Origin of the sequence: Streptomyces carpinensis, from assembly GCF_002154505.1 — a bacterium.
Classification (GTDB): domain Bacteria; phylum Actinomycetota; class Actinomycetes; order Streptomycetales; family Streptomycetaceae; genus Streptomyces; species Streptomyces carpinensis.
Map to the genome: position 1 here is coordinate 43,100 of NZ_MUBM01000205.1, position 26,871 is coordinate 69,970.

The following is a 26,871-nucleotide window of genomic DNA, read 5'->3' on the forward strand; positions in this document are numbered from 1 at the left end:
GCCGCCGTTATGGCACGGTTACCTGTTCACAACGCTCAGTGACCAACTCCGTCACCCTGTGCAACCAGCCCCCTCCCGGCGGTCCATCAAGGCCCCGGACACCCTGGCGGGAGACCGGACCCAGGGCTCGCAACAGTACTCCATTTGGACCACGTGCGTGGATTGGCGCGCCGCCCAACTTCTGGCAAGGGACAGGACTTGGCTCTCCCTGACCGGTTTTCTCGATCACGAACGTGGCGTACTTCACGTAATCACCAGAAACGGAACTAACGGTTTCGTCTGTACGTCCCTTTCTCGTGCAGTCGGTCGATCACGTCCTGATGATTCGGCCATGTGCGGGAGAGGCAGGCAAGGTCCGGGTATGCGCGAAAAGCCCGACAACGGCGGTGAGCAGAGTGCGGGGGAGGAGGTGAGGAAGAAGAAGCGGATCGACCTGAGCGTGCCTCAGGTCGCGGGCAGCGCCGTAGCCGCGGTGGTGGCCGCGAAGCTGGCCTCCTACTTCGGCGTCTACGGCACGATCCTCGGGGCCGGCCTCGTCAGTGTCGTCGCCACCTGCGGCGGCTCGGTCTTCCAGCACTTCTTCCGACGCACCGGCGAACAGCTCCGTGAAGCGGCCGTCGCGACCAGGCCGGTCCCGGCGTCGGTCCCCAGCAGCCCGATGCCGCCGCCCATGGGTGAGTTCACGCCGGGCACCGTGTACCGGGCCCGAGTCAAGAGCTGGAAGCGGCCCGTGGTCGCGGCCGCCCTCGTGTTCGGGGTCACCATGGCCGGCATCACCGCCTACGAACTGGTGTCGGGCAACAGCTTCAGCGGCGGAAACGGCACGACGGTCGGCGACGCGGTGTCCGGCCGGCGCGCGCCGTCCCTCCCGTCCGGCCCGACCGGCGGCGAGACGCCGGTTCCGTCCGGCTCGCGGACCCCGTCGGCCGGAACCGGTGACGGGATGTCACAGCGTGGGACCGATTCCGGCCGGACGGACAGCGGTACGACGGTGAGCCCGACGCCGACGCCGGATGGCACGGGACGTACCGGCACCGGTGGCCAGAGCACCGGCGGGGTGGAGGCGGGGACCACGACCGGAACCGACGCCCCGGCCCCGGAGCCCACCGCCTCCGCTACGACCCCAGCACCCTCCGCAAGTAGTCGTTCTGGAACCGGCGTTCCGGATCCAGCCGGTCCCGCAGGGCCGTGAACTCGCCGAAGCGCGGATACACCCCGGAGAGGTACTCCGCGTCCCTGGTGTGGATCTTGCCCCAGTGCGGCCGGCCCTCGTGCGCGGTGAGGATCTGCTCCGCGGCGGTGAAGTACCGCTGGTAGGGCGTGCCCCGGAACATGTGGACCGCGACGTAGGCGCTCTCACGGCCCGAGGCGGTGGACAGGGTGATGTCGTCGGCGGGCGCCGTGCGCACCTCCACCGGGAAGCTCACGCGCAGGCCGGAGCGGTCCACCATCGCCTTCAGCTCGCGCAGGGCGTCGGGCAGGGCCGCGCGCGGGACGGCGTACTCCATCTCCACGAAGCGCACCCGGCGCGGGGAGGTGAAGACCTTGTAGGGGATGTCGGTGTAGGTCCGCGCGGACAGCGCCCGGCTGGAGATACGGGCGATCGCGGGGACGGTGGCGGGCACCGCGCGGCCGACCCAGTTGGCGACCTGGAAGACGCCGTTGGACAGGAGCTCGTCCTCGAACCAGCCGGCCAGCTGCCCCACCGGTGCCTCCGGCCCGGCACTGCGGTTGTTGCGCTTGGTGTTGGTGCTGCCGGTGTGCGGGAACCAGTAGAACTCGAAGTGCTCGTTCTCCGCCCAGAGCTGGTCGAACTCGGCGAGCACCTTCTCCAGGGGCATCGGCTCCTCGCGGGCGGTGAGCAGGAAGAGCGGCTCCACCGCGAACGTGATCGCCGTGACGATGCCCAGTGCGCCCAGGCCGATCCGGGCGGCCGCGAAGACCTCGGGGTTCTCCTTGCCGGAGCAGGTGAGCACCGAGCCGTCCGCCGTGACCAGTTCCAGGCCCTTGATCTGGGCCGCGATCGACGCGGACTCCCGGCCGGTGCCGTGGGTGCCGGTGCTGGTCGCCCCGGACACCGTCTGCTCCATGATGTCGCCCATGTTGGTGAGGGACAGTCCCTCACGCGCGAGGGCCATGTTGAGCCTCTTGAGCGGGGTGCCGGCCTCCACGGTGACCGTCATGGCCTCGCGGTCGATGGTGCGGATGCCCGTCAACAGTTGCGGGCGGATCAAGACACCGTCGGTGGCGGCTATGGACGTGAAGGAGTGCCCGGTACCGACGGCCTTCACCTTCAGGCCGTCCTCGGCGGCCCTCCGCACGGCCGCCGCCAGTTCCTCGACCGAGGCGGGCGTGACCTCTCGCGCGGGACGGGCGGCGACGTTCCCGCCCCAGTTACGCCACGTGCCGTTCTTCGCGCTCGCTGTGCTGCTCAACGAAGCCTCCCCGACCCGGAGCCGGCCTGCTGAGCCGGCGGTACCCGAGGAAACCGACCGCGACCGCGACGGCCCCGGACACCGCCGGAACCCCGTACCCGGCCCGCGCGCCGGCCGCGTCGATCACCCAGCCGGCGAACGACGAACCGAGCGCCACCCCGACCGCGAGTCCGGTGCTCACCCAGGTCATGCCCTCGGTCAGGTGCGCGCGTGGTACGTGCTCTTCGACGAGGGCCATCGTCGTGATCATCGTGGGAGCGACGGACAGGCCCGCAACGAACAGCGCCACGGCCAGAAACGGCAGGTTTCCGACCAGTAGGAGGGGGATCATACTCACGGCCATCGCGCATATGCCCAGCAGCCAGCGGCGGGCGGGCGCCCCGGCCGGCCGCAGCAGCCCGAACAGCACCCCCGCCGTGCACGAGCCCGCCGCGTACAGGGCGAGCACGACGCTCGCCGCGCTCTTGTGGCCCCGCTCGTCGGCGAAGGCCACGGTGACCACGTCGACCGCGCCGAAGATCGACCCGGTCGCCACGAACGTGGCGACCAGCACCTGCAGCCCGCGCGAGCGCAGCGCCGAACCGCCGCTGTGGTGCTCGCGCGGGTGGGGCTTCGGCTCGGTGGCCTGCTGCGAGGTCAGCCAGAAGACCCCCACGGCCAGGAAACACGCGGCGAGCAGCGGCCCCGCCTCCGGGAACCAGGCCGTGGACAGCCCGATGGAGACGATGGGTCCGAAGATGAAGCAGACCTCGTCCACCACCGACTCGAACGAGTAGGCGGTGTGCAGGTGCGGGGTCCCGCGGTACACCGCCGCCCAGCGCGCGCGGACCATCGCGCCCAGAGAGGGCACCGAACCGATCCCGGCGGCGCACACGAACAGCACCCAGTCCGGCCACCGGAAGTACGCGGCGAGCAGCAGCCCAGCCGCCGCCGTCAGCGCGACGAGCGTCGCGGGCCGCAGCACCCTGCGCTGCCCGTACTGGTCCACCAGCCGCGATATCTGCGGGCCGAGCGCGGCGGCGGCCAGCGCGATGGTGGCCGACAGCGCGCCCGCGAGCCCGTAGCGCCCGGTGAGCTGGGAGATCATCGTGACCACGCCGATGCCCATCATCGACAGCGGCATACGGCCGAGGAACCCCGCGGCGGAGAAGCCCTTGGAGCCAGGGGCGTCGAACAGGGCACGGTAGGGGCTGGGCACAGGGTCTCCGGGGTCCGGTAAGGCGCGAACGAGCCGATACAGCTTACGGCTCGGGGGGACCCGGACGCACCTGCGAATGCGGGTCGGGATCCCGGCCGTCAGTCCCGGATGGCAGGATCGAGACATGCCAGACGCGCTCGATGCCACCCCGTACGACGCCCTGCTCCTGCTCTCGTTCGGCGGCCCGGAGGGCCCGGACGACGTGGTCCCGTTCCTGGAGAACGTGACACGCGGGCGCGGCATCCCGAAGGAACGCCTGAAGGAAGTCGGGCAGCACTACTTCCTCTTCGGGGGGGTCAGCCCGATCAACGACCAGAACCGCGCCCTGCTGCAAGCCCTCCGCAAGGACTTCGCCGACCACGGCCTGGACGTGCCGGTCTACTGGGGCAACCGCAACTGGGCGCCCTACCTGACCGACACCATGCGGGACATGGTCCGTGACGGCCGCCGCCGCATCCTGGTCCTGGCCACCAGCGCCTACGCCTCCTACTCGGGCTGCCGCCAGTACCGCGAGAACCTCGCCGACTCGCTGGCCGCCCTGGAGTCCGAGGGTCTGGAGCTGCCGAAGATCGACAAGCTGCGGCACTACTTCAACCACCCCGGCTTCGTCGAACCCATGATCGACGGTGTGCTGGAATCCCTCGCCGACCTCCCCGCGGACGTCCGCGACGGCGCCCACATCGCCTTCACCACCCACTCGATCCCGACCTCGGCCGCCGACACCTCCGGGCCCGTCGCCGACCACGGCGACGGCGGGGCGTACGTGCGCCAGCACCTGGACGTGGCGCGGCTGATCGCCGACGCGGTCCGTGAGCGCACCGGAGTCGACCACCCCTGGCAGCTCGTCTACCAGTCTCGCTCAGGCGCCCCGCACATCCCGTGGCTGGAACCCGACATCTGCGACCACCTGGAGGAACGCCACGCCGCGGGCGCCCCGGCCGTGGTCATGGCACCCATCGGCTTCGTCTCCGACCACATGGAGGTCCTCTACGACCTCGACACGGAGGCCAAGGCCAAGGCCGAGGAACTGGGCCTGCCGGTGCGCCGCTCGGCCACGGTCGGCGCCGACCCGAGGTTCGCCGCCGCGGTCCGCGACCTGATCCTGGAGCGCGCCTGCGCGGAGCGCGGCCGGCAGGTCACGCCGTGCGCCCTCGGCGCCCTCGGCGCGAGCCACGACGTCTGCCCGGTGGGCTGCTGCCCGGCCCGCGCCCCCCGCCCCGCCGCCGCGGGCGCCGACAGCCCTTACGCGTGAGGACCACCGTGACCGATTCCCTGCACACGGAACTGCTCCAGCTCGCCCTCCAGGCCGCCGGGCGCGCGGGAGCGCTGCTGCGCGACGGCCGCCCGGCCGACCTCGCGGTGGCCGCCACCAAGACCAGCCCGATCGACGTCGTCACCGAGATGGACATCGCGGCCGAGAAACTGATCACCGGCCTGATCTCCGACCGGCGTCCCGACGACGGCTTCCTCGGCGAGGAGGGCGCCGCCACGGACGGCACCAGCGGCATCCGCTGGGTGATCGACCCGCTCGACGGCACGGTGAACTACCTCTACGGCCTGCCCACCTGGGCCGTCTCCATCGCGGCCGAGCAGGACGGCGAGCCCGTCGTCGGCGTCGTGACCGCCCCCATGCGCGGCGAGACGTTCCACGCGGTCCGCGGCCGGGGGGCCTGGGCCACCGGTGCCTGGGCCGGCGAGCGCAAGCTGGCCTGCCGCTCCGCACCGCCTCTGGACCAGGCCCTGATCTCCACCGGCTTCAACTACGTCGCCGAGGTCCGCACCCACCAGGCCGACGTCGTCCGCCGCCTGATCCCGCTGGTGCGCGACATCCGGCGCGGCGGCTCGGCCGCGATCGACCTGTGCGACGTGGCCCTGGGCCGCCTGGACGGCTACTACGAGCGCGGCCTGAACCCCTGGGACTACGCCGCGGGCGACCTGATCGCCCGCGAGGCGGGTGCCCGCACCGGTGGCCGCCCCGGCGAACGTGTGTCCCGCGACCTGACGGTCGCGGCCAGCCCGGAGGTCTTCGAACTCCTCCAGGACCTCCTGGAGGAGTTCGGCGCCTGGCACGATTGAACCACGCGGGACCGAGGCGGCCCCGTGGACCCAGACCGCTGGGGGCAGCCCCTCCCGAGCTCGCGTAAAGGGCCCACTGTCTGCCGGGCAAGGGCCGCCCCAGGCCGCGTCTCCTCACGCGCCGGCCGCGAGAGAGCCGAAGGGGCGCCTCGGTACCGGCTTGGGCGCCCCGTAGGCGAACGAGCCGGTGAACACGTGGCGCGAAGCGCTGAGCACGTTCGTCGTCTCGGTGCCGGCTTGGGCGTCCCGTAGGCGAACGAGCCGAAAGAACGGGACCCCGGCGCTGGATTCGCCAGGGTCCCGTTCTTGTGCGGCCTGCAGGTCGATCAGACGCCGGACACGCCGACCTCCACACCGTGTTCGGCGGCGAGGCGGCGCAGGTCGTCGAGTTCGGCCAGCTCCACGTCGACGAGGAAGTCGTCGCCCTCGTCACGAGCCCGCGTCAAGTCGGACTCGGTCGCCCTTATGCGCTGCAGAAGTCCTGCGGTGAATGCGTCCATGCTGCGCCCCCTCGTCCTGGGTCGTGGGTCGGTGGCACGGGGGTGTGCCGTTCGGAAGGGGCGATCACGTCTCCACTAGGTGCCCAGCGCTGCCCTGCTGGGCGGCGACGGTGCCGGACACCCACGCCCACTCTGCGGAAGCGGATCGCGGCGTACCGCTTGGTGGTGCGGTACATGCAGAGCGTGATCGCGGGGTGTAAAGCCGTCCTCCCCCGGCTCCCCGCCGCGGAAACCTGAACAGCGCGAGAAAATTCGGCATTCCCGGGCCCTTCGTCCGTCTCACACCCGGCTCTCATGCCGCGCTCACCCCGGTCCGAGGGCAGCCGCCTCCCCGGCTTACAGCCGACTTATGGCGGAAAAGGGCAGGATGGAGGCACACACCCATGGAGACCCCTGCCCGCGTGCGCCCGAGTGTCGGCCACGCGGGTGGACACAGGAAGGACAAGCGACGTGCGCGTACTCGTCGTCGAGGACGAGCAGCTGCTCGCCGATGCGGTGGCCACCGGACTGCGCCGGGAGGCCATGGCCGTCGACGTCGTGTACGACGGTGCGGCCGCCCTGGAGCGCATCGGCGTCAACGACTACGACGTGGTCGTCCTCGACCGCGACCTCCCGCTCGTGCACGGCGACGACGTCTGCCGCAAGATCGTCGAGCTCGGCATGCCCACGCGCGTGCTGATGCTCACCGCTTCGGGCGACGTCAGCGACCGCGTGGAGGGCCTGGAGATCGGCGCCGACGACTATCTGCCCAAGCCGTTCGCGTTCAGCGAGCTGACGGCACGCGTGCGTGCCCTCGGCCGGCGCACCAGCGTCCCCCTGCCGCCCGTTCTGGAGCGCGCCGGTATCAAGCTCGACCCCAACCGCCGCGAGGTCTTCCGCGACGGCAAGGAGGTCCAGCTGGCCCCCAAGGAGTTCGCCGTCCTGGAGGTCCTCATGCGCAGCGAGGGCGCCGTCGTCTCGGCCGAGCAGCTGCTGGAGAAGGCCTGGGACGAGAACACGGACCCGTTCACCAACGTCGTGCGTGTCACCGTGATGACCCTGCGTCGCAAGCTGGGCGAGCCCCCGGTGATCGTCACCGTGCCCGGCTCCGGCTACCGGATCTGATCCGCCGTGGCAGCGACACCCGCGCCGCCCCAGGCGCCCCCGAAGCCCACGTGGGACCCCAGAAGGCCGGAGCCGCCCTTCCCGTGGCTGCGTCCGACCATCCGGATACGGCTGACGCTGCTGTACGGCGGCATGTTCCTGATCGCCGGCATCCTGCTGCTGTCGATCATCTACCTGCTGGCCGCCCAGGCGCTGAACGCGGGCAGCGACCTGCCCTTCAAGATCGTCGAGGGCAAGGTCACCAGCACGATCTGCAATCTGCCGGCCCAGGCCTCGCCCAGCGAGTTCAACAGCGCCATGAACGCGTGTGTGAACCAGCAGCGCCAGCACGCCCTGGACGACCTGCTGAGCCGCTCGCTGCTGGCACTGCTGGGTCTCGCGGTGATCGCCTTCGCCTTCGGCTACGCGATGGCCGGACGGGTCCTGTCGCCGCTCGGCCGGATCACCCGCACCGCCCGCGCGGTGGCCGGTTCCGATCTGTCCCGGCGGATCGAGCTGGACGGCCCGGACGACGAGCTGAAGGAGCTCGCGGACACGTTCGACGACATGCTGGAGCGGCTGCAGCGGGCCTTCACCGCCCAGCAGCGCTTCGTCGGCAACGCGTCGCACGAGCTGCGCACACCGCTGGCGATCAACCGCACCCTCCTGGAGGTGCACCTGTCCGACCCGGGCGCCCCGGTGGAGCTCCAGCAGCTCGGCAAGACCCTGCTGGCCACCAACGAGCGCAGCGAGCAGCTCGTGGAGGGCCTGCTGCTGCTCGCCCGCAGCGACAACCAGATCGTCGAGCGCAAGCCGGTGGACCTGGCCGAGGTGGCCTCGCAGGCCATCGACCAGGTGCACGCGGAGGCCGAGGCCAAGTGTGTCGAGATCCGTGGTGCGCGCAAGCCCGCAGTCGTCCAGGGCAACGGCGTGCTGCTGGAGCGGATCGCGCTGAACCTGGTGCAGAACGCCGTGCGGTACAACGTCGCGGAAGACGGCTGGGTGGAGGTCGACACGGACGTCCAGCACGGCCAGGCGGTGCTGGTGGTCACGAACACCGGCCCGATCGTGCCGGCGTACGAGATCGACAACCTCTTCGAGCCGTTCAGACGGTTGCGGACCGAGCGGACCGGCAGCGACAAGGGCGTCGGACTGGGCCTGTCCATCGCGCGCTCGGTGGCCCGGGCGCACGGCGGGCACATCTCGGCCCAACCACGAGAGGGCGGCGGGCTCGTGATGCGCGTCACTCTGCCCGTCTGAAATCATGACCCCGACAACAGGGATGTTCGCTTTGCGCGGAATTTCCAGGCACCCGCCCTGGCCGCCCCCTGTGTGATCGATCACATGCACGGATTTCCGGCCATCTACTCTCCGTGATCATGATGAGGGTAGAAAAGCCGGGAAAGTCCGGGTTTTCAAGGGTCATGATCACGGGAAGTACACGGTGAGACCGCTTTGAACTGCGCCAATAGGACCGTGTACGGTCCCCATCGCCATCCAAGCCGATCACTCTTGAGGAGTCCGGTTGGGTGTCGATTGAGTAACAGACCTTGATGTGAGGCAAAATCTCCGCCTCGAGGCGGGCACAAGTCCGGCCTCTCACGCGTTACGTGCGCTGGAGACACCGCAGACACCCAGAGGGGGAGAGCGACATGGCAACCGATTACGACACCCCACGCAAGACCGACGACGACGTCGACTCGGACAGCCTTGAAGAGCTGAAGGCTCGGCGGAACGACAAGTCGACGTCCGCCGTGGACGTCGATGAGTTCGAGGCCGCGGAAGGCCTTGAGCTGCCCGGGGCAGACCTCTCCAATGAGGAACTGGCCGTCCGGGTACTGCCCAAGCAGCAGGACGAGTTCACCTGCATGAGCTGCTTCCTGGTGCATCACCGCAGTCAGCTGGCCCGCGAGAAGAACGGCCAGCCGATCTGCCGCGACTGCGACTGAGGCGGGGTCGGCCGTGACCGGCTCGACCCCTCCTTGGAAGCGCCGCTTCCCCCGCAGGGGAGCGGACTCGGGGCCGCACGACGGCTCCCACGGCGCGCGTGACCACGAGCGAGGCCCATCCCGTCCGTCCGATCGGACAGATGCCACGGCATCGACGGGATCGGCCTCGCTCGAACAGGTGTCAGGGCGTGGTGACCCCGCCGCCACAGCGGAAGGGCCCGCGCCCGCCGCCGGACGACGGGCCGCGGTGATCCGCAGCAGGGCCCGGGAAGTCGCCAGGACCGGTGTCCGCATGAGCGGGAGCCGCGCCAGGGCGGCACTGGGGCACCTCGCCGACCGGATCATCGAGATCGCCCCCAGGGTCCCCGTACGGGACCTCGCCACCCTTCGCCGGCAGTTCCCGGGCCTCGGGCCCGAGCAGCTCGCGGACAGACTGGTGGCCGGAGCGGCCAACGGGACGTCCACGATCGGAGCGGGGGTCGGCGCGGCCGCGATGCTGCCGGTGCCGCCCGCGATGCCGACCGAACTGGCCGCGGAGATCACCGGGGTCGCGGCGATCGAACTCAAGCTGATCGCCGAGCTCCACGAGGTCTACGGGGTGCGGCCCCCCGGAAATCTGAAGGTCCGCAGCACCGCGTATCTGTCCTCGTGGTCGGGGGAGCGCGGGATCGACGTGATGAAGCCGTCGACGATCGACACGGCCCTCGGCGGCCATATGAAGCGCCGGCTGCGCCAGCAGATCATGAAACGCATGGTGCGGGACCTGCCGAACCTGATGCCGTTCCTGGTGGGCGCCGCCGTCGGCGCCGCCGTCAACCGGCGCGACACCAAGAAGCTCGCGGCCCGCGTCCGCGCGGACCTGCGGAAGGTCCAGGTCCCGTGGGACGAACTGCCCGCGCTGCCGCCCCTGGAGACCCCCGAGAAGCCGCTGCCGCTGACGGAAACCACCGGAACCGGTGACGACACGGCTGGCACCGGTGACGCCGAAACCGGGGACGACACGACCGGCACCGGCAAGGACCGCCGGCCCTGACCACGCCCGGCCCTCGACGGGCCGTGACTCCTACGCGGCCCCGGGAGCCGCAGCTCGCGCCGCCCGCAGCGCCTCGGCCAGCCGCTCCGGCTCCCGTGAGGACAGGTACAGGTACGGCGTCGGGTCCTCGGGGTCGGTGACCTCCACGCGCAGCGCCCTGGGGATGTAGGCACGCAGCAGCAGGAAAGCCCGGGTGTCGGCCTTGTAGGTGCGCCAGGCGCGCGCCTCCTCCGGGTCCAGGACCTCCGCCTCGCCCAGCGCGGTGACCGGGACCTTCGCCTCGCCCGCGATCAGGAAGCCGCCCACGACACGGATGCGTACGGATCCGTAGGAGCTGGCCACGATCGCCGCGACCGCGGTGCCGCCGACCAGGCCGCCGAGCAGGGGCAGGGTGCCGAAGGGGAGCAGGACCAGGGCGCACGAAACGCCGATCAGGAAGCTGATCAGCCACCAGGAGCGGGGTGCGGTGAGACGTTCTTCGTACGGCTGGGCGGAAAGCTGCATGAAGCTAGCTTGGCATGGTGTCGGCGCTGCCTTCGGGCGCGGGTAAGGTCTGCGCCTGTGAGTGGTAGTTCCGCAGCTCTTCAGCCTCCCGCCGATGCCGTGAAACCCGTACGGCATCCCGACGCTCCCGCGCCCGGCGAGCTCCTCGGCGCGCACTACGGGGAATGTTTCGGGTGCGGCGGTCAGCAGCCGCACGGGCTGCACCTCCAGGCACGGGCCGGGGAGGGCGTCAGCATCACCGCCGAGTTCACCGTGCAGCCCGCCCACCAGGGCGCGCCCGGCCTCGCCCACGGCGGGGTCCTCGCGACCGCGCTCGACGAGACCCTCGGCTCGCTGAACTGGCTGCTGCGGACCATCGCCGTGACCGGACGGCTGGAGACCGACTTCGTGCGGCCGGTGCCGGTGGGCACGACGCTCCATCTGGAGGCCGAGGTCACCGCAGTGGCCGGGCGGAAGATCTACTCGCGGGCCACCGGGCGCGTCGGCGGCCCCGACGGGCCCGTCGCGGTCCGCGCCGAGGCACTGTTCATCGAGGTGAAGGTCGACCACTTCGTGGAGCACGGCCGCGAGGAGGAGATCCTGGCCGCCATGAACGACCCGGACCAGATCCGCCGGGCGCGCGCCTTCGAGGTGAACCCGTGAGCCCCATGAACCCCGAAGGTCCCGCGAACCCCGAGGGCCCCATCAGCCCCGAGGGCCCGCAGAACCCGCAGACGCCTGCGAGTTGCCTGAGCTCTGCGGCTCCCGCCGACCGTGCCCCGCTGAACGTGCTGATCCGGCGCGTCGACCCCGACGTACCGCTCCCGGCCTACGCGCACCCCGGCGACGCGGGTGCCGATCTGCGCACCACCGTGGCCTGCGAACTGGCGCCCGGGGAGCGGGCCGTACTGCCCACGGGTGTGTCTGTCGCGCTCCCTGAGGGGTACGCGGCCTTCGTGCACCCGCGGTCCGGTCTCGCCGCCCGGTGCGGTGTCGCCCTCGTGAATGCCCCGGGGACGGTTGATGCCGGGTACCGTGGGGAGATCAAGGTGATCGTGGTGAATCTCGACCCGCGCGAGTCCGTGCGGTTCGAGCGCTTCGACCGGATTGCCCAACTGGTCGTCCAGCAGGTCGAGAGGGTCCGCTTCCAGGAGGTGGCGGAGCTTCCCGACTCGGCGCGGGCCGAGGGGGGCTTCGGGTCCACCGGTGGCCACGCCGCGGTGGACGGCGTGAGCGGCACAAGCGGTCGGGCCGCCATGGGCGGCCGGACGGGTGGGAATCGATACGCTTCGGTCGTATCCGACCGGGAAGGACAGTGACGTGTTCGGACGTCGCAAGAAGAAGGGTGCCGCCGAGGACGCGGCCGGCGAGGCCGAGCAGGTCGTCGACAGTGTCGACACCGAGGCGGACGAAGCGGAGGAAGAGGCCGAGCGCGAGCGGGTGAGGCTCGAGCCCGAACCGCGGCCCGACGGGCCCTGGGACAGCTCCGAGGTGCGCGACCCGGGCGAGGACCGGGTGGACCTGGGGGGTCTGTTCGTACCGGGTGTGGACGGCATGGAGTTGCGGGTGGAGGTCGCGGGTGACGCGATCGTCGCCGCGACCGTCGTCCTGCGGGACAGCGCCATCCAGCTGCAGGCCTTCGCCGCGCCCAAGCGCGAGGGCATCTGGGGCGAGGTGCGCGAGGAGATCGCCACCGGTATCACCCAGCAGGGCGGCATCGTCGACGAGGCCGAGGGGCCGCTGGGCTGGGAGCTGCGCGCGCAGGTGCCGGTGCAGCTGCCGGACGGTACGGGTGGTTTCCAGGTCGTGCGGTTCGTCGGTGTGGACGGACCCCGCTGGTTCCTGCGAGGGGTGATCTCGGGGCAGGGCGCGGTGCAGCCGCAGGCGGCCGGGCTGCTCGAACAGATCTTCAGGGACACGGTCGTGGTCCGCGGCGAGGGCCCGATGGCACCCCGTGACCCGATCGTCCTGAAGCTGCCGAACGACGCCCAGATGGTGCCCGAGGGCGTCCAGCAGGACGAGGGCCACTCCCGCTTCGCGGGCGGCATGGGGCAGCTGCAGCGCGGCCCGGAGATCACCGAGGTGCGCTGACGGACATCCGAGGGCCGTACCCCTGCGGGGTGCGGCCCTTCTTCGTCTACAGGAACCTCCGGTACGGAAACCATCGTGAGGTGCCGTCCGTTGAGGGATTGAAGGGACGGGCGCTGGTCGTGATACTGGCGCACGGTCCACGGGGGAGCACAGCGGGGAGGGGCACATGAGCCAGGTCGTCACCGAGACCATGGTGCGCGTCGAGAACGTCCACAAGTCCTACGGGCAGGCGGCGGCAGCCGTGCACGCCCTGCGCGGGGTCTCCTTCGAGGTGCCGCGCGGCGAGCTCGTCGCCCTCAAGGGCCGCTCGGGCTCCGGCAAGACCACGCTGCTCAACATCGTGGGCGGGCTCGACGAGCCGGACCGGGGGAGCGTCCACGTCGACGGCAGCGACCTCTCCCAGCTCGGCGAGGACGGCCTGCTCGCGCTGCGCAGGGACCGTATCGGGTTCGTCTTCCAGTCCTTCGGCCTCATCCCCATCCTCACGGCCGCCGAGAACGTCGGGGTGCCGATGCGCCTGCGCCGCGCCGACCCGCGCGAGCGGGAGGAGCGCGTCGAGCTGCTGCTGTCCCTGGTCGGCCTCGCCGACCACGCCAGGCAGCGGCCCGGCGAGCTCTCCGGCGGCCAGCAGCAGCGCGTGGCCATAGCCCGCGCGCTCGCGAACGACCCCGCGCTGCTGATAGCCGACGAGCCGACCGGCCAGCTGGACGCGGAGACCGGCCTCGCCGTGATGGAGCTGCTGCGCGCAGTGGTCCACAGTCAGCAGGTGACCGCGCTGGTCGCCACGCACGACCTGACCCTGCTGGACCTCGCCGATCGGGTCCTGGAGCTGCGCGACGGGGAGATAGTCGAACACTGAGCCGCGCAGCCGAGTGGCCCGGGCGGCCTGTCACCCGGGCCTCCTGGACCCGCCCACCGGATCGGTCCACCCAGCACGCCCGGCCCCGGTGACACTGCCCACCCGGCCCACGGGACCAGCCGACCCAACGCACCCGGCCAAACCCACCAGGCTCACCTGGCCCACCGAATCCCCACGTGGCTGGCCCACCAGGCCTGCCCACCCGGCCCGCCGAAGCCACCCGGACGGCCCGAGGGACCGCGTTGCGAAAGTCCGCCTGCTCCCGCGGCAGCCGGACGTCAGAGTTGCGTCAAGGACGGGCTCCTGCCCCCTCCTCATCCCTTTTGCCGTGATTGTTGGCCGTAAGGTCGACGCTGCGTGCATACCTGTGACGGGAAGACAATGAGGCCATGGGACGCGGCAAGCTTCGGATCTACCTCGGCGCGGCACCGGGCGTCGGCAAGACGTACGCGATGCTCTCCGAGGCGCATCGCCGGGTGGAGCGGGGCACCGACTGCGTCGTGGCCTTCGTGGAGCACCACGACCGCCCGCGCACCGAGGTGATGCTGAGCGGCCTGGAGCAGGTGCGGCGCAGGGAGCTGGAGCACCGGGGGAGCACCTTCACCGAGATGGACGTCGACGCGGTGCTGCGCCGCGCCCCGGCGGTCGCCCTGGTGGACGAGCTCGCCCACACCAACGTCCCCGGCTCCCGCAACGCCAAGCGCTGGCAGGACGTGCAGGAACTGCTCGCGGCCGGCATCGACGTCGTCTCGACCGTCAACATCCAGCACCTCGAGTCCCTCGGGGACGTCGTCGAGTCGATCACGGGGATACGGCAGCGGGAGACCGTTCCCGACGAGGTCGTGCGCCGGGCGGACCAGATCGAGCTGGTCGACATGTCGCCGGAGGCGCTGCGCCGCCGGATGGCGCACGGCAACATCTACAAGCCCGACAAGGTCGACGCGGCCCTGTCCAACTACTTCCGGCCCGGCAACCTCACGGCCCTGCGGGAGCTCGCCCTGCTCTGGGTGGCCGACCGGGTCGACGAGTACCTGCAGCGCTACCGCAGCGAGCACCGGGTGTCGAAGATCTGGGGTTCGCGCGAGCGGATCGTGGTGGGCCTGACCGGTGGTCCCGAGGGCCGCACCCTGATCCGCCGGGCGGCGCGCCTGGCCGAGAAGGGCGCCGGAGGGGAGGTCATGGCGGTCTACATCGCCCGCAGCGACGGACTGACCGGCGCCTCCCCGAAGGAGCTGGCCCTCCAGCGCACCCTCGTGGAGGACCTGGGCGGCACGTTCCACCACGTCGTCGGCGACGACATACCGGCCGCGCTGCTCGACTTCGCCCGCGGGGTCAACGCCACCCAGATCGTGCTGGGCTCCTCGCGCCGCAAGACCTGGCAGTACGTCTTCGGGCCCGGCGTCGGTGCCACCGTGGCCCGCGAGTCGGGCCCCGACCTCGACGTGCACATCGTCACCCACGGGGAGATCGCCAAGGGACGCGGACTGCCCGTGGCCCGGGGCGCCCGGCTCGGCCGGGCCCGGATCGTCTCCGGCTGGGTGATGGCCCTCGTGGGACCGGTGGTCCTCGCGCTGCTGCTCAACGGCGTGGAGCTGGGCCTGGCCAACGACATGTTGCTGTTCCTGACCCTGACGGTCGCGGCGGCCCTGCTGGGCGGGCTGCTGCCGGCCCTCGCCTCGGCAGCCGTCGGATCGTTTCTGCTGAACTACTACTACACGCCGCCGCTGCACCGGCTCACCATCGCGGACCCCAAGAACATCGTCGCCATCGCGATCTTCGTCGGGGTCGCGGTGTCGGTGGCGTCGGTGGTCGACCTGGCGGCCCGCCGCACCCACCAGGCCGCCCGGCTGCGCGCCGAGGCGGAGATACTGTCCTTCCTCGCGGGCAGCGTCCTGCGCGGCGAGACCAGCCTGGAGGCGCTGCTGGAACGGGTCCGGGAGACCTTCGGGATGGAGTCGGTGGCGCTGCTGGAGCGGCGCAGCGACGTGGACCCATGGACGTGCGCCGGACGGGTGGGCACGGACCGGCCACTGGAGCGCCCGGAGGACGCGGACGTGGACATGCCCGTCGGCGACCACATGGCGCTGGCGCTGACCGGACGGGTGCTGCCCGCCTCCGACCGCCGGGTACTGGCCGCCTTCGCCGCCCAGGCCGCCGTCGTCCTGGACCGCCGGCGCCTGCGCGAGGAGGCCGACCGGGCCCGCGCCCTCGCCGAGGGCAACCGCATCCGCACCGCGCTGCTCGCCGCCGTCAGCCACGACCTGCGCACCCCCCTCGCCGGGATCAAGGCGGCCGTCTCCTCACTGCGGTCCGAGGACGTCGAGTGGTCCGAGGAGGACCGGGCCGAGCTGCTCGAAGGCATCGAGGAGGGCGCCGACCGGCTGGACCACCTGGTCGGCAACCTGCTGGACATGTCCCGCCTGCAGACCGGCACCGTCACCCCGCTGATCCGTGAGATCGACCTCGACGAGGTGGTGCCGATGGCCCTCGGCGGAGTGCCCGAGGACAGCGTGGAGCTGGACGTGCCCGAGACGCTGCCGATGGTCGCCGTGGACGCCGGGCTCCTGGAACGCGCGATGGCCAACATCGTCGAGAACGCCGTGAAGTACAGCCCGGCGGACGAACGGGTCCTGGTGTCCGCCAGCGCCATCGCCGACCGTGTCGAGGTCCGCGTCGTGGACCGCGGCCCCGGCGTGCCGGACGAGGCCAAGGACCGCATCTTCGAGCCCTTCCAGCGGCACGGTGACGCCCCGCGCGGAGCGGGTGTGGGCCTTGGCCTCGCGGTCGCCCGGGGCTTCGCAGAGGCCATGAACGGCACCCTCAACGCCGAGGACACACCCGGCGGCGGCCTCACCATGGTCCTCAGCCTCCGCGCGGCCGGCGCGCGCCCGGAGGCACTCCGCGAGGAGCCGGACCACGGCCGCGAACCGCACCGCCCGGAGTGGGCGCGGCGCTTCGAGGGCGCCGTACACGGCCCCGTACACCCAGAAAGGCAGGTTTCATGACCAGGGTGCTGGTGGTCGACGACGAGCCGCAGATCGTGCGCGCGCTCGTGATCAACCTCAGGGCGCGCAAGTATGAGGTCGACGCCGCGGCCGACGGCCGGACCGCCCTCGACCTCGCGGCCTCCCGCCACCCCGACGTGGTCGTCCTCGACCTGGGCCTGCCCGACATGGACGGCGTGGAGGTGATCCGGGGACTGCGCGGCTGGACCCGGGTGCCGATCCTCGTGCTGTCCGCCCGGCACTCCTCCGACGAGAAGGTCGAGGCGCTGGACGCCGGCGCCGACGACTACGTCACCAAGCCCTTCGGGATGGACGAGCTGCTGGCCCGGCTGCGCGCCGCCGTCCGCCGCGCCGAGCCCGTGGGCACCGGCGAGGACGACGTGACGACGGTGGAGACGGAGGAGTTCACCGTCGACCTGGCCGCGAAGAAGGTCAACCGGGGCGGCAAGGACGTACGGCTGACCCCGACCGAGTGGCACCTGCTGGAGGTGCTGGTGCGCAACACCGGCCGCCTGGTCAGCCAGAAGCAGCTGCTGCAGGAGGTGTGGGGGCCGTCGTACGGGACGGAGACCAACTACCTGCGCGTGTACATGGCCCAGCTGCGCCGGAAGCTGGAGACCGACCCGTCGCACCCGAAGCACTTCGTGACCGAGCCGGGGATGGGCTACCGCTTCGAGAGATGAGCGCAGTTGACGTGAGCGCGGTTACGGCGCCGTCGGTGTGCACCGGTACGCTTCAGATATGAGTGCTGTTCCTCGTTCCGAAAAGCCGGTGGGCCGGTTCCGGCGCATGCTCGACCGGCTCTCCTCTTCCCAGGAGGACCTGGAGTCCGAGGAGCTGCGGGAGGACGCCGAGACCGCGGGCTGTACGCGGATCGGTGACTGCCACGACCGGCAGATCGTCACGGTTACTGGTACCTTGCGCACGGTCACCCTGCGTCCGCGCGCGGGCGTCCCGGCCCTGGAGGCCGAGCTGTTCGACGGGACCGCCGCACTGGACGTGGTCTGGCTCGGCAGGCGTTCCATCGTCGGTATAGAACCGGGGCGCAAGCTGATCGCATCGGGCCGGATCTCGATGAGCCGGGGCCGCCGGGTGCTGTTCAACCCCAAGTACGAACTGCGACCCCTCGGACGGGAGTAGCCCGTGACGTCACTCGACAAGCCGACCGAAGAGACGACCGCCGGCGACGAGGCCAGGGCGGTGACGGAGGCCGCGCTGTTCGAGGCGTTCGGCGGAGTCCGCGGCATGGTCGAGACGGTCCTGCCGGGCCTGCTCTTCGTCACCATCTACACGATCAACAAGGACCTGCACTGGTCCGCGATCGCCGCGCTCGCGGTGTCCGTGGTGCTGGTCGCGGTCCGGCTGGCCATGCGGGACACCGTGAAGCACGCCTTCAGCGGCGTCTTCGGCGTGGCGTTCGGTGTGGTCTTCGCGATGATGACCGGCAACGCCAAGGACTTCTACCTGCCGGGCATGCTCTACACCCTGGGCCTGGGGGTGGCGTACATCGTCACCACGCTGGCCGGCGTCCCGCTGATCGGCCTGATCCTCGGCCCGGTCTTCAAGGAGAACCTCTCCTGGCGCACCCGCAACCCGGGCCGCAAGAAGGCGTACGCGAAGGCCAGCTGGGCCTGGGGCCTGATCCTGCTCGCCAAGTGCGCGATCCTCTTCCCGCTGTACTGGTGGGCGGACACGACTCAGCTCGGCTGGATCCTGATCATCCTGAAGATCCCGCCGTTCCTGCTTGCGGTCTATCTGACCTGGGTCTTCCTCGCGAAGGCCCCCGCTCCCATCGACGTGTTCGCGGAGATGGAGGCAGAGGAGAAGGCCGAGGAGGAGCGCAGGGCCGCCCTGGCGGCCGAGCGCGGCGAGACCCCGGACGGATCGAGCGGCCCCGGCGGCGGCCGCCACCGTCGCTAGGCGCAGGAGCGGCCGGGCGCCGGGGCGGCCGGGCGCAGGAGCGGCCGGTCGTAGAGGTAGCTCGGCGAAGGCGCGCTGGACGTAGGAGCCGCTGGGCTCCGCCACCGTCGTGAGCCGAGCCGCAAGGCTGGGCGCCGGCGCCGACTACGACGACGTGAGCGCCACCCGTGACGAGGTGAAGGGGCGCCCGGAGATCTCCGGGCGCCCCTTCACCTGCGACTTGCCCTGCAACCCGTCGCAGTCCTGGCGGGCTCAGCCCTCGGCGTCCTCCCGGCGCACCGACAGCAGGTCCTCCAACTGGCCCTCGCGGGCCTGCGCCGCCACGAACAGCAGCTCGTCGCCGACCTCCAGCGAGTCGTCCTGGGAGGGGGTGAGGACACGGGTGCCGCGGATGATGGTGACCAGGGACGTGTCCTCGGGCCACTGGACGTCGCCGACCTGCGTGCCGGCCAGCGCCGACTCCTCGGGCAGGGTCAGCTCGACGAGGTTGGCGTCGCCGTGGCTGAAACGGAGCAGCCGCACCAGGTCGCCGACGCTCACCGCCTCCTCGACCAGGGCGGACATCAGACGCGGCGTGGACACGGCGACGTCCACGCCCCACGCCTCGTTGAACAGCCACTCGTTCTTCGGGTTGTTCACCCGGGCCACGACGCGCGGCACGCCGTACTCCGTCTTCGCCAGCAGGGAGACGACCAGGTTCACCTTGTCGTCGCCCGTCGCGGCGATCACGACGTTGCAGCGCTGCAGCGCCGCCTCGTCCAGGGACGTGATCTCGCAGGCGTCCGCCAGCAGCCACTCGGCCTGCGGCACGCGCTCGACCGAGATGGCGGTCGGCGCCTTGTCGACGAGAAGGACCTCGTGGCCGTTCTCCAGCAGCTCGCCCGCGATCGAGCGACCGACCGCGCCGGCACCGGCAATGGCGACCCTCATCAGTGACCGCTCTCCTCTTCGGGGCCCTCGGCGAACGTCGCCTCGACCTTCTCCACGTCGTCCGTCCGCATCATCACGTGCACGAGGTCGCCCTCCTGCAGGACCGTCTGCGAGGACGGCAGCATCGCCTCGCCGAGGCGGGTCAGGAACGCCACGCGGACGCCCGTCTCCTCCTGCAGCCTGCTGATCTTGTGGCCGACCCACTTCGGGGACGCGTGCACCTCGGCCAGCTGGACGCCGCCGGTCGGATCGCGCCACAGCGGCTCCGCGCCCGAGGGCAGCAGCCGGCGCAGCATCTGGTCGGCCGTCCAGCGGACCGTGGCCACCGTCGGGATGCCCAGACGCTGGTAGACCTCGGCCCGACGGGGGTCGTAGATGCGGGCCGCGACGTTCTGCACGCCGAACATCTCACGGGCCACCCGCGCGGAGATGATGTTCGAGTTGTCGCCACTGGAGACGGCCGCGAAGGCCCCCGCCTCCTCGATGCCCGCCTCGCGCAGCGTGTCCTGGTCGAAGCCGATCCCGGTGACCCGGCGGCCGCCGAACCCGGGACCCAGTCGGCGGAAGGCGGTGGGATCCTGGTCGATCACGGCGACCGTGTGCCCCTGTTGCTCCAGGGTCTGGGCGAGAGCGGAACCCACTCTCCCGCAGCCCATGATGACGATGTGCACGACCGTCCTTCCGGTGTCAATAGCTACTGCTCAGCCCCATCAGGGTCTCAGACAGAGGGACAAGCTACACATGCGCGGTCCGGGGTGGGCACCCCCCTGCCGCATGCCGGACGGATTGCGGCGGCCGTGGAGCGGCCGGCCTCGACCGAAGGTCCTATTCCGCTTCGGAGGGCGAACGCCGAGTGATACTGCGCACGCTGCACAGGGTCAGGAATCCGAGGCCGAGCAGCGCCGCGGCGGCGCCGATCAGCTCCGCGGTCGGGGGCATGAGACCTCCGATGGGTCGGGCTGGGGTCGGTGGAACGGCCGCGAATCGGCGGAGTTCAGCCGAGTTCAGTCATCAAGGCACGGCCGTGCCCCCGCCCACGGAATCCGTAGCGCTCGCGGCCGCCGATTTCACCCGTGAGGCAGATCTCGGGTGGCAGGTGGGCGACCTCCAGTTCGAAGCTCTACGATCCTCTGTTGTGTCCAAACTGACCGACGTGCCCAAACGGATTCTGATCGGGCGCGCATTGCGCAGCGACCGGCTGGGGGAGACCCTTCTGCCGAAGCGCATCGCACTCCCCGTCTTCGCCTCCGACCCGCTGTCCTCCGTGGCGTACGCGCCCGGCGAGGTCCTGCTGGTCCTGTCCATCGCGGGCGTGTCGGCGTACCACTTCAGCCCCTGGATCGCGCTCGCGGTCGTCGTACTGATGTTCACGGTGGTCGCCTCCTACCGGCAGAACGTGCACGCCTATCCGAGCGGCGGCGGCGACTACGAGGTCGCGACCACCAACCTCGGCGCCAAGGCCGGTCTGACGGTGGCCAGCGCGCTGCTCGTCGACTACGTCATGACCGTGGCCGTCTCGATCTCCTCCGGCATCGAGAACCTCGGCTCCGCGGTCCCGTTCGTCGTCGAGCACAAGGTGCTGTGCGCGGTCCTCGTGATCGTGCTGCTGACGGTGATGAACCTGCGCGGTGTGAGGGAGTCGGGCACGCTGTTCGCGATCCCGACGTACGTCTTCGTCGCCGGCGTCTTCATCATGATCCTGTGGGGCGCGTTCCGCGGGCTGATCCTCGGCGACACCATGCGGGCGCCGACCGCGGACTACCACATCAAGGCCGAACACCAGGGGCTCGCGGGCTTCGCGCTCGTCTTCCTGCTACTGCGGGCCTTCTCCTCCGGCTGTGCCGCGCTCACCGGTGTCGAGGCGATCTCCAACGGCGTCCCGGCCTTCCGCAAGCCCAAGTCCAGGAACGCGGCGACCACGCTGGCGATGATGGGCCTGCTGGCCGTGACGATGTTCTGCGGCATCATCGCCCTCGCCGCGTCGACGAAGGTCCGCATGGCCGAGAACCCGGCCGCCGACCTGCTCCACAACGGCGTCCCGGTCGGCTCGGGCTACGTCCAGAACCCGGTGATCTCCCAGGTCGCCGAGGCCGTCTTCGGCAAGGGCAGCTTCCTGTTCGTCATCCTCGCCGCGGCCACGGCCCTGGTGCTGTTCCTCGCCGCGAACACGGCGTACAACGGCTTCCCCCTCCTCGGCTCGATCCTCGCCCAGGACCGCTACCTGCCCCGCCAGCTGCACACCCGCGGCGACCGCCTCGCGTTCTCCAACGGCATCGTGCTGCTCGCGGGCGCGGCCACCCTGCTCACGGTCATCTACGGCGCCGACTCCACCCGGCTGATCCAGCTGTACATCGTCGGTGTGTTCGTGTCCTTCACGCTCAGCCAGACCGGCATGGTCCGGCACTGGAACCGCCACCTGGCCACCGAGAAGGACCAGGCCAAGCGGCGCCACATGATCCGCTCGCGCGCCATCAACGCCTTCGGCGCCTGCCTCACCGGCCTGGTGCTGGTCGTCGTCCTCCTCACCAAGTTCACGCACGGCGCCTGGGTGGCCCTGCTGGGCATGTGCATCTTCTTCGCCACCATGACGGCGATCCGCAAGCACTACGACCGCGTCTCCGAGGAGATCGCCGCGCCGGAGGGCCCGACCGACGACAGCGTCCGCCCCTCCCGCGTCCACTCCGTCGTCCTGATCTCCAAGATCCACCGCCCCACCCTGCGGGCCCTGGCCTACGCCAGGCTGATGCGCTCCGACACCCTGGAGGCGCTGACCGTCAACGTCGACCCGGCGGAGACCAAGGCACTGCGGGAGGAGTGGGAGCGGCGCGGCATCGACGTCCCGCTGAAGGTGCTCGACTCGCCCTATCGCGAGGTCACGCGGCCGGTCATCGAGTACGTCAAGAGCCTGCGCGCACAGTCCCCGCGCGACGCGGTCTCGGTGATCATCCCCGAATACGTGGTCGGCCACTGGTACGAGCACCTGCTGCACAACCAGAGCGCCCTGCGCCTGAAGGGCCGGCTGCTGTTCACGCCGGGCGTCATGGTGACCTCGGTGCCCTACCAGCTGGCGTCCTCCGAGGCGGCCCGCAACCGGGCCCGCAGGCGCCAGGACTGGAACGCCCCGGGCGCGGTGCGCCGCGGCCCGGCCCAGGTGCGGCCGAAGGAGACCAAGGAGTCGTCGACGCAGAGCTGATGCCGCGCGTCGCGGCCACGGCCCGATGGTGAACGGCCGGACGACACCCACGTAGACTGGTGGGCTGTTGTCCGGCCGTCCCCTTGTCCCGTCCCCACGGCACCGAATTCGATCTGGAGTCACCCACCATGCAGGCAGAACCGAAGAACGAGCAGGTGGGAGCGGAGTCGGCGCCGCAGCCGGAGACACACGCGAAGTCCCTGGTGGGGGCGGAGTACGAGGTTGAGATCGGCCCGGTGGCCCACGGCGGCCACTGCATCGCCCGCACGTCCGAGGGCCAGGTGCTGTTCGTCCGGCACACGCTGCCCGGCGAGCGGGTCGTGGCGCGCGTGACGGAGGGCGAGGAGGGCGCGCGTTTCCTGCGCGCCGACGCGGTACGGATCCTGGAGCCGTCCAAGGACCGCATCGAGGCCCCCTGCCCCTACGCCGGCCCCGGCCGCTGCGGTGGCTGCGACTGGCAGCACGCCAAGCCGGGAGCCCAGCGCCGCCTCAAGGGAGAGGTCGTCGCCGAGCAGCTGAAGCGCCTGGCGGGCCTCACGCCCGAGGAGGCCGGCTGGGACGGCACGGTGATGCCCGCCGAGGGCGACAAGCTGCCCGCGGGCCAGGTCCCGCAGTGGCGCACCCGCGTGCAGTACGCGGTCGACCCGGCCACGGGCAAGGCCGGTCTGCGCCGTCACCGCTCGCACGAGGTCGAGCCGATCGAGCACTGCATGATCGCGGCGGAGGGCGTCAGCGAGCTCGGTATCGAGCAGCGTGACTGGACGGGCATGGAGACGGTCGAGGCGATCGCGGCGACCGGCTCGCAGGACCGCCAGGTCGTCCTGACCCCGCGCCCGGGCGCCCGCCTCCCCCTGGTGGAGCTCGACAGGCCGGTCTCCGTCCTCCGGGTGGACGAGAAGACCGGCGATGTCCACCGCGTACACGGCCGCCCCTTCGTCCGCGAACGCGCCGACGGCCGCACCCACCGCGTGGGCGGCGGCGGCTTCTGGCAGGTCCACCCCAAGGCGGCCGACACCCTCGTGACGGCGGTCATGCAGGGCCTGCTGCCGCGCAAGGGCGACATGGCCCTCGACCTGTACTGCGGCGTCGGCCTCTTCGCCGGCGCGCTCGCCGACCGGATCGGCGACAAGGGCGCGGTCCTCGGCATCGAGTCCGGCAAGCGCGCGGTGGAGGACGCCCGGCACAACCTCGCCGACTTCCCCCGGGTCCGCATCGAACAGGGCAAGGTCGACTCCGTCCTGCCGCGCACCGGCATCACCGAGGCCGACCTGATCGTCCTGGATCCGCCTCGCTCCGGCGCGGGCCGCAAGACGGTGTCCCACCTCTCCTCCCTCGGCGCCCGCCGCATCGCCTACGTCGCCTGCGACCCGGCCGCACTGGCCCGCGACCTGGCCTACTTCCGCGAGCACGGCTACCGGGTGCGGACTCTGCGGGTGTTCGACCTGTTCCCGATGACGCATCACGTGGAGTGCGTGGCGATTCTGGAGCCGGCTCCGAAGGACTCCTGACCAGGTTCGGCCGTCATGTGGTGCCGGGCCGGGGTTCGACGCCATGGGGTGAGGAGCAGGGCGAGCAGGTGCCGGGTGCCTGTTCCGCAGCCCACCGGGTTGCGGGCGGCCGGGGGAGGTACCGGCCGACGGCGCCTAGGTCATCCTGTGAGGCGGTGGGTCACAGACGGGTCCGGATCTGCTCGCGGATCAGCGCGATCACCTCGGGCGCGTGGTCGTTGAGGTAGAAGTGGCCGCCGGTGAACCAGTGGAAGGCGCAGCCTGCGGAGGTGTGGTCCGCCCACCCTTGGGCCTCCTGGTCCGTCACCTCGGGGTCGTGGTCGCCGTTCACGACCACCACCGGACAGCCGAGGGGCGGGCCCGGCCGGTAGCGGTAGGTTTCCGCCGCCTTGTAGTCGGCGCGGATGGCGGGCAGCACCGTGCGCAGCAGCTCGTCGTCGGCGAGCACCGCCGCGTCCGTGCCGCTCATCCGTTTGATCGTGGAGATCAGCCGTTCGTCGTGGGCGAGATGGACCCGCTCGTTCTGGCGGTGCCGCGACGGCGCCCGCCGTCCCGAGGCGAACAGCACCAGTGGCTTCGTGCCGTCGGCTTCCAGCCGCAGCGCCACTTCGAACGCCAGCGTCGCCCCCAGGCTGTGCCCGAACAGGGCCAGCGGCCGGTCGCGCCAGGGCCCCAGCTCGGCGGCCACCAGGTCCGCCAGCCGCCGTACGTCGTCCACGCACGGCTCGTGACGCCGGTCCTGGCGCCCGGGGTACTGCACGCTCACCACGTCCAGGCCCGGGGACAGCGCCCGCGACACCGGGAAGTAGTAGCTGGCCGAGCCGCCCGCGTGCGGGAAGCACACCAGCCGGGCCGCGGCGTCCTCTGCCGGGTGGAACCGGCGCACCCATGCTCCGGCCGCCGTCGTCGCTTCGGTCATCGTCGGGCCCAAGTCCTCTCTGCGGAACGTGCGGAACGTTCGTACGTGTCTGTGCTCTGCCTCGGCGCGTCGTTCACGCCGAGGTCCAGCTGCCCGGCGGGCGCCAGCCGCGCGCCGGGCCCCAGGCCGCTGCCGGCGGCCCCTCGCTCTCGCCGTCGCCGTCCGTCCGGCCGGCGGTGGCGAGCAGCAGCACCAGGGTGATCGCGGCGACCGCCTCGGGGTCGGGGGTGCCGCGCACGATCCGCACCAGTGCCTCGGTGGTCGGGCTCATCTCGCCTCACCTCCGTCAGAACGGCGGGTTGCCGTGCTTGCGTTCGGGCAGCGGGGCGTGCTTGGCGCGCAGCACGGCCAGCGCCTCGACGAGCACCGATCGGGTACGGGCGGGGTCGATGACGTCGTCGACCAGGCCGCGCTCGGCCGCGTAGTACGGGTGCATCAGCTCCTTGCGGTACTGCTTGACGCGCTGCGCCCGCGCCGCCTCCGGGTCGTCCGCGGCGGCGATCTCCCGGCGGAACACCACGTTCGCCGCGCCCTCCGCGCCCATCACCGCGATCTCGTTGGTGGGCCAGGCGAAGGACAGGTCCGCGCCGATCGAGCGGGAGTCCATCACGATGTACGCCCCGCCGTACGCCTTGCGCAGGATCATCTGCACCCGTGGCACGGTCGCCGCGCAGTAGGCGTACAGCAGCTTCGCGCCGTGCCGGATGATGCCGTCGTGCTCCTGCGCGCCGCCCGGCAGGAAGCCGGGGACGTCCACCAGCGTCACCAGCGGGATGCTGAACGAGTCGCAGGTCTGCACGAAGCGCGCGGCCTTCTCCGAGGCGTGGATGTCGAGCACCCCCGCCTGGGAGGCGGGCTGGTTGGCGACGATGCCCACGACATGCCCGTCCAGCCGGGCCAGCCCGCAGATGATGTTCGTCGCCCAGGTGGCGTGCACCTCGAACAGGTCGCCGTCGTCGACGATCTCCTCGATCACCGCACGCATGTCGTACGAGCGGTTGGGGTCGGCCGGCACCAGGTCCAGCAGTGCGTCGTTGCGCCGGTCGGCCGGGTCGTCGGACCGTACCGGGGGCGGCAGCTGACGGTTGTTCGACGGCAGCAGCGACAGCAGATGCCGCACGTCCGCCAGGCAGTCCTCCTCGGTGTCGTAGAGGAACGCGCTCGCGCCGGAGACCGAGGAGTGCACCTCGGCACCGCCCAGCTCGTTGTGGGTGATCTTCTCGCCGGTGACCGCCTGCACCACGTCGGGGCCGGTGATGTACATCTGCGAGATGTCCCGCACCATGAACACGTAGTCGGTGAGCGCCGGGGAGTAGGTGGCGCCGCCCGCGCACGGACCCAGCATCACGCTGATCTGCGGGATGACACCGGACGCGGCCACGTTGCGGCGGAAGATGCCGCCGTACCCGGCGAGCGCGGTGACGCCCTCCTGGATGCGCGCCCCGGCGCCGTCGCTGAGGGCCACCAGCGGGGCGCCCGCCGACAGCGCCAGGTCCATCACCTTGTGGATCTTCTCCGCATGGGCCTCGCCGAGCGAGCCGCCGAAGATGCGGAAGTCGTGCGCGTAGACGAACACGGTGCGGCCGTCGACCTTGCCCCAGCCGGTGACCACGCCGTCGGTGTGCGGGCGCCGGTCCTCCAGGCCGAAGCCGGTCGCCCGGTGCCGGCGCAGCTGCTCGATCTCGTGGA

The 26,871-nt window shown here is 71.3% G+C and carries 26 protein-coding genes; 17 read left to right on the forward strand and 9 right to left on the reverse strand.

All coding sequences use genetic code 11. The features are described 5' to 3' along the window. The first annotated feature begins 361 nt into the window (after positions 1–361). Positions 362–1,192: a RodZ family helix-turn-helix domain-containing protein gene (locus tag BZY54_RS26590; protein ID WP_086727857.1), complete on the forward strand. Its 831-nt coding sequence runs from the start codon at positions 362–364 to the stop codon at positions 1,190–1,192. Here the strand turns inward: BZY54_RS26590 and BZY54_RS26595 are convergent. Continuing rightward, positions 1,116–2,435 carry a D-arabinono-1,4-lactone oxidase gene (locus tag BZY54_RS26595; protein WP_086727858.1) on the reverse strand — a complete coding sequence of 440 codons (1,320 nt, stop codon included), beginning with the start codon at positions 2,433–2,435 and terminating at the stop codon, positions 1,116–1,118. The genes BZY54_RS26590 and BZY54_RS26595 overlap by 77 nt on opposite strands. Then, positions 2,395–3,633 (reverse strand): MFS transporter, encoded by a 1,239-nt coding sequence (locus BZY54_RS26600; protein ID WP_086727859.1) that lies wholly within the window; start codon positions 3,631–3,633, stop codon positions 2,395–2,397. The genes BZY54_RS26595 and BZY54_RS26600 overlap by 41 nt, the downstream gene beginning before the upstream one ends. Before the next feature lie 124 nt (positions 3,634–3,757). Between BZY54_RS26600 and BZY54_RS26605 the strand changes: the two genes are divergently transcribed. Beyond that, the gene (locus BZY54_RS26605) at positions 3,758–4,885 is read left to right on the forward strand and encodes a ferrochelatase (RefSeq protein WP_086727860.1); all 1,128 of its coding nucleotides are present in this window, start codon (positions 3,758–3,760) and stop codon (positions 4,883–4,885) included. Positions 4,886–4,893: 8 nt separating this feature from the next. After that, entirely contained in the window at positions 4,894–5,709 is an 816-nt protein-coding gene (locus BZY54_RS26610; protein WP_086727861.1) for an inositol monophosphatase family protein, read from the forward strand. A 326-nt stretch (positions 5,710–6,035) separates the two neighbouring features. Here the strand turns inward: BZY54_RS26610 and BZY54_RS51735 are convergent, their stop codons facing one another. Next, positions 6,036–6,209, reverse strand: a complete 174-nt coding sequence (locus BZY54_RS51735; protein WP_167414066.1) for a hypothetical protein — start codon at positions 6,207–6,209, stop codon at positions 6,036–6,038. A 450-nt stretch (positions 6,210–6,659) separates the two neighbouring features. On the opposite strand from BZY54_RS51735, the gene BZY54_RS26615 reads away from it, so the two are divergent. The 4 genes from BZY54_RS26615 to BZY54_RS26630 all read left to right on the forward strand — a co-directional run bounded on the left by BZY54_RS26615 (position 6,660) and on the right by BZY54_RS26630 (position 10,274). Then, positions 6,660–7,313, forward strand: coding sequence for a response regulator transcription factor (locus BZY54_RS26615; protein WP_007385219.1), 654 nt, complete (start codon positions 6,660–6,662; stop codon positions 7,311–7,313). A 6-nt stretch (positions 7,314–7,319) separates the two neighbouring features. Then, on the forward strand, positions 7,320–8,552 hold the full coding sequence (locus BZY54_RS26620) for a sensor histidine kinase (protein WP_086727862.1): 1,233 nt from the start codon (positions 7,320–7,322) through the stop codon (positions 8,550–8,552). A 392-nt stretch (positions 8,553–8,944) separates the two neighbouring features. Further along, complete coding sequence (locus tag BZY54_RS26625) at positions 8,945–9,241, forward strand: DUF4193 domain-containing protein (RefSeq protein ID WP_005481602.1); 297 nt, start codon at positions 8,945–8,947, stop codon at positions 9,239–9,241. 13 nt (positions 9,242–9,254) lie between these two features. Then, positions 9,255–10,274 (forward strand): hypothetical protein, encoded by a 1,020-nt coding sequence (locus BZY54_RS26630; protein WP_244217344.1) that lies wholly within the window; start codon positions 9,255–9,257, stop codon positions 10,272–10,274. A gap of 30 nt (positions 10,275–10,304) precedes the next feature. On the opposite strand, the gene BZY54_RS26635 is transcribed toward BZY54_RS26630, so the two are convergent. Then, positions 10,305–10,778 carry a DUF3093 domain-containing protein gene (locus tag BZY54_RS26635; protein ID WP_086727863.1) on the reverse strand — a complete coding sequence of 158 codons (474 nt, stop codon included), beginning with the start codon at positions 10,776–10,778 and terminating at the stop codon, positions 10,305–10,307. 57 nt (positions 10,779–10,835) lie between these two features. Here BZY54_RS26635 and BZY54_RS26640 point away from each other — a divergent pair, with 57 nt between their 5' ends. The 8 genes from BZY54_RS26640 to BZY54_RS26675 all read left to right on the forward strand — a co-directional run bounded on the left by BZY54_RS26640 (position 10,836) and on the right by BZY54_RS26675 (position 18,632). After that, entirely contained in the window at positions 10,836–11,420 is a 585-nt protein-coding gene (locus tag BZY54_RS26640; protein WP_086727864.1) for a PaaI family thioesterase, read from the forward strand. Positions 11,421–11,539: 119 nt separating this feature from the next. Continuing rightward, the gene (dut, locus tag BZY54_RS26645; RefSeq protein WP_244217348.1) at positions 11,540–12,076 is read left to right on the forward strand and encodes a dUTP diphosphatase; all 537 of its coding nucleotides are present in this window, start codon (positions 11,540–11,542) and stop codon (positions 12,074–12,076) included. Position 12,077: 1 nt separating this feature from the next. Next, on the forward strand, positions 12,078–12,848 hold the full coding sequence (locus BZY54_RS26650) for a DUF3710 domain-containing protein (RefSeq protein ID WP_086727865.1): 771 nt from the start codon (positions 12,078–12,080) through the stop codon (positions 12,846–12,848). A gap of 166 nt (positions 12,849–13,014) precedes the next feature. Beyond that, positions 13,015–13,707 (forward strand): ABC transporter ATP-binding protein, encoded by a 693-nt coding sequence (locus BZY54_RS26655; RefSeq protein WP_086727866.1) that lies wholly within the window; start codon positions 13,015–13,017, stop codon positions 13,705–13,707. 389 nt (positions 13,708–14,096) lie between these two features. Beyond that, positions 14,097–16,712, forward strand: a complete 2,616-nt coding sequence (locus BZY54_RS26660) for a sensor histidine kinase (RefSeq protein WP_086727867.1) — start codon at positions 14,097–14,099, stop codon at positions 16,710–16,712. Beyond that, entirely contained in the window at positions 16,709–17,395 is a 687-nt protein-coding gene (locus tag BZY54_RS26665; RefSeq protein WP_086727868.1) for a response regulator, read from the forward strand. The genes BZY54_RS26660 and BZY54_RS26665 overlap by 4 nt, the downstream gene beginning before the upstream one ends. A gap of 58 nt (positions 17,396–17,453) precedes the next feature. Further along, positions 17,454–17,852, forward strand: coding sequence for an OB-fold nucleic acid binding domain-containing protein (locus BZY54_RS26670; protein WP_086727869.1), 399 nt, complete (start codon positions 17,454–17,456; stop codon positions 17,850–17,852). A 3-nt stretch (positions 17,853–17,855) separates the two neighbouring features. After that, positions 17,856–18,632, forward strand: coding sequence for a DUF3159 domain-containing protein (locus tag BZY54_RS26675; RefSeq protein WP_086727870.1), 777 nt, complete (start codon positions 17,856–17,858; stop codon positions 18,630–18,632). 252 nt (positions 18,633–18,884) lie between these two features. Here BZY54_RS26675 and BZY54_RS26680 read toward each other — a convergent pair whose 3' ends face one another. Together BZY54_RS26680 and BZY54_RS26685 are read right to left on the reverse strand one after the other, a co-directional pair. Further along, the gene (locus tag BZY54_RS26680; RefSeq protein ID WP_086727871.1) at positions 18,885–19,562 is read right to left on the reverse strand and encodes a potassium channel family protein; all 678 of its coding nucleotides are present in this window, start codon (positions 19,560–19,562) and stop codon (positions 18,885–18,887) included. After that, positions 19,562–20,233 carry a potassium channel family protein gene (locus tag BZY54_RS26685; RefSeq protein ID WP_086727872.1) on the reverse strand — a complete coding sequence of 224 codons (672 nt, stop codon included), beginning with the start codon at positions 20,231–20,233 and terminating at the stop codon, positions 19,562–19,564. Before BZY54_RS26685 ends, BZY54_RS26680 begins: the two co-directional genes overlap by 1 nt. A 464-nt stretch (positions 20,234–20,697) precedes the next feature. Here BZY54_RS26685 and BZY54_RS26690 point away from each other — a divergent pair, with 464 nt between their 5' ends. Continuing rightward, positions 20,698–22,755 carry an APC family permease gene (locus BZY54_RS26690; RefSeq protein ID WP_086727873.1) on the forward strand — a complete coding sequence of 686 codons (2,058 nt, stop codon included), beginning with the start codon at positions 20,698–20,700 and terminating at the stop codon, positions 22,753–22,755. Positions 22,756–22,883: 128 nt separating this feature from the next. Further along, positions 22,884–24,263 (forward strand): class I SAM-dependent RNA methyltransferase, encoded by a 1,380-nt coding sequence (locus tag BZY54_RS26695; RefSeq protein WP_244217345.1) that lies wholly within the window; start codon positions 22,884–22,886, stop codon positions 24,261–24,263. A 160-nt stretch (positions 24,264–24,423) separates the two neighbouring features. Here BZY54_RS26695 and BZY54_RS26700 read toward each other — a convergent pair whose 3' ends face one another. The 3 genes from BZY54_RS26700 to BZY54_RS26710 all read right to left on the reverse strand — a co-directional run. Then, the gene (locus tag BZY54_RS26700) at positions 24,424–25,182 is read right to left on the reverse strand and encodes a thioesterase II family protein (protein WP_086727874.1); all 759 of its coding nucleotides are present in this window, start codon (positions 25,180–25,182) and stop codon (positions 24,424–24,426) included. A gap of 73 nt (positions 25,183–25,255) precedes the next feature. Further along, a complete protein-coding gene (locus tag BZY54_RS26705) occupies positions 25,256–25,453 on the reverse strand; it encodes an acyl-CoA carboxylase subunit epsilon (RefSeq protein ID WP_086727875.1) in 198 nt (65 codons plus the stop codon). A gap of 15 nt (positions 25,454–25,468) precedes the next feature. After that, positions 25,469–26,871: acyl-CoA carboxylase subunit beta (locus tag BZY54_RS26710; protein ID WP_107419819.1), on the reverse strand; the 1,403-nt coding region annotated here is incomplete at its 5' end.

What these genes read in the sequence shown, in the direction of transcription:
- BZY54_RS26590 (WP_086727857.1), top strand. Translation starts at nt 362, where the DNA reads ATGCGCGAAAAGCCCGACAACGGCGGTGAGCAGAGTGCGGGGGAGGAG.
- BZY54_RS26605 (WP_086727860.1), top strand. Translation starts at nt 3,758, where the DNA reads ATGCCAGACGCGCTCGATGCCACCCCGTACGACGCCCTGCTCCTGCTC.
- BZY54_RS51735 (WP_167414066.1), bottom strand. Translation starts at nt 6,209, where the DNA reads ATGGACGCATTCACCGCAGGACTTCTGCAGCGCATAAGGGCGACCGAG.
- BZY54_RS26625 (WP_005481602.1), top strand. Translation starts at nt 8,945, where the DNA reads ATGGCAACCGATTACGACACCCCACGCAAGACCGACGACGACGTCGAC.
- BZY54_RS26635 (WP_086727863.1), bottom strand. Translation starts at nt 10,778, where the DNA reads ATGCAGCTTTCCGCCCAGCCGTACGAAGAACGTCTCACCGCACCCCGC.
- BZY54_RS26655 (WP_086727866.1), top strand. Translation starts at nt 13,015, where the DNA reads ATGAGCCAGGTCGTCACCGAGACCATGGTGCGCGTCGAGAACGTCCAC.
- BZY54_RS26660 (WP_086727867.1), top strand. Translation starts at nt 14,097, where the DNA reads ATGGGACGCGGCAAGCTTCGGATCTACCTCGGCGCGGCACCGGGCGTC.
- BZY54_RS26665 (WP_086727868.1), top strand. Translation starts at nt 16,709, where the DNA reads ATGACCAGGGTGCTGGTGGTCGACGACGAGCCGCAGATCGTGCGCGCG.
- BZY54_RS26670 (WP_086727869.1), top strand. Translation starts at nt 17,454, where the DNA reads ATGAGTGCTGTTCCTCGTTCCGAAAAGCCGGTGGGCCGGTTCCGGCGC.
- BZY54_RS26680 (WP_086727871.1), bottom strand. Translation starts at nt 19,562, where the DNA reads ATGAGGGTCGCCATTGCCGGTGCCGGCGCGGTCGGTCGCTCGATCGCG.
- BZY54_RS26695 (WP_244217345.1), top strand. Translation starts at nt 22,884, where the DNA reads ATGCAGGCAGAACCGAAGAACGAGCAGGTGGGAGCGGAGTCGGCGCCG.
- BZY54_RS26700 (WP_086727874.1), bottom strand. Translation starts at nt 25,182, where the DNA reads ATGACCGAAGCGACGACGGCGGCCGGAGCATGGGTGCGCCGGTTCCAC.
- BZY54_RS26705 (WP_086727875.1), bottom strand. Translation starts at nt 25,453, where the DNA reads ATGAGCCCGACCACCGAGGCACTGGTGCGGATCGTGCGCGGCACCCCC.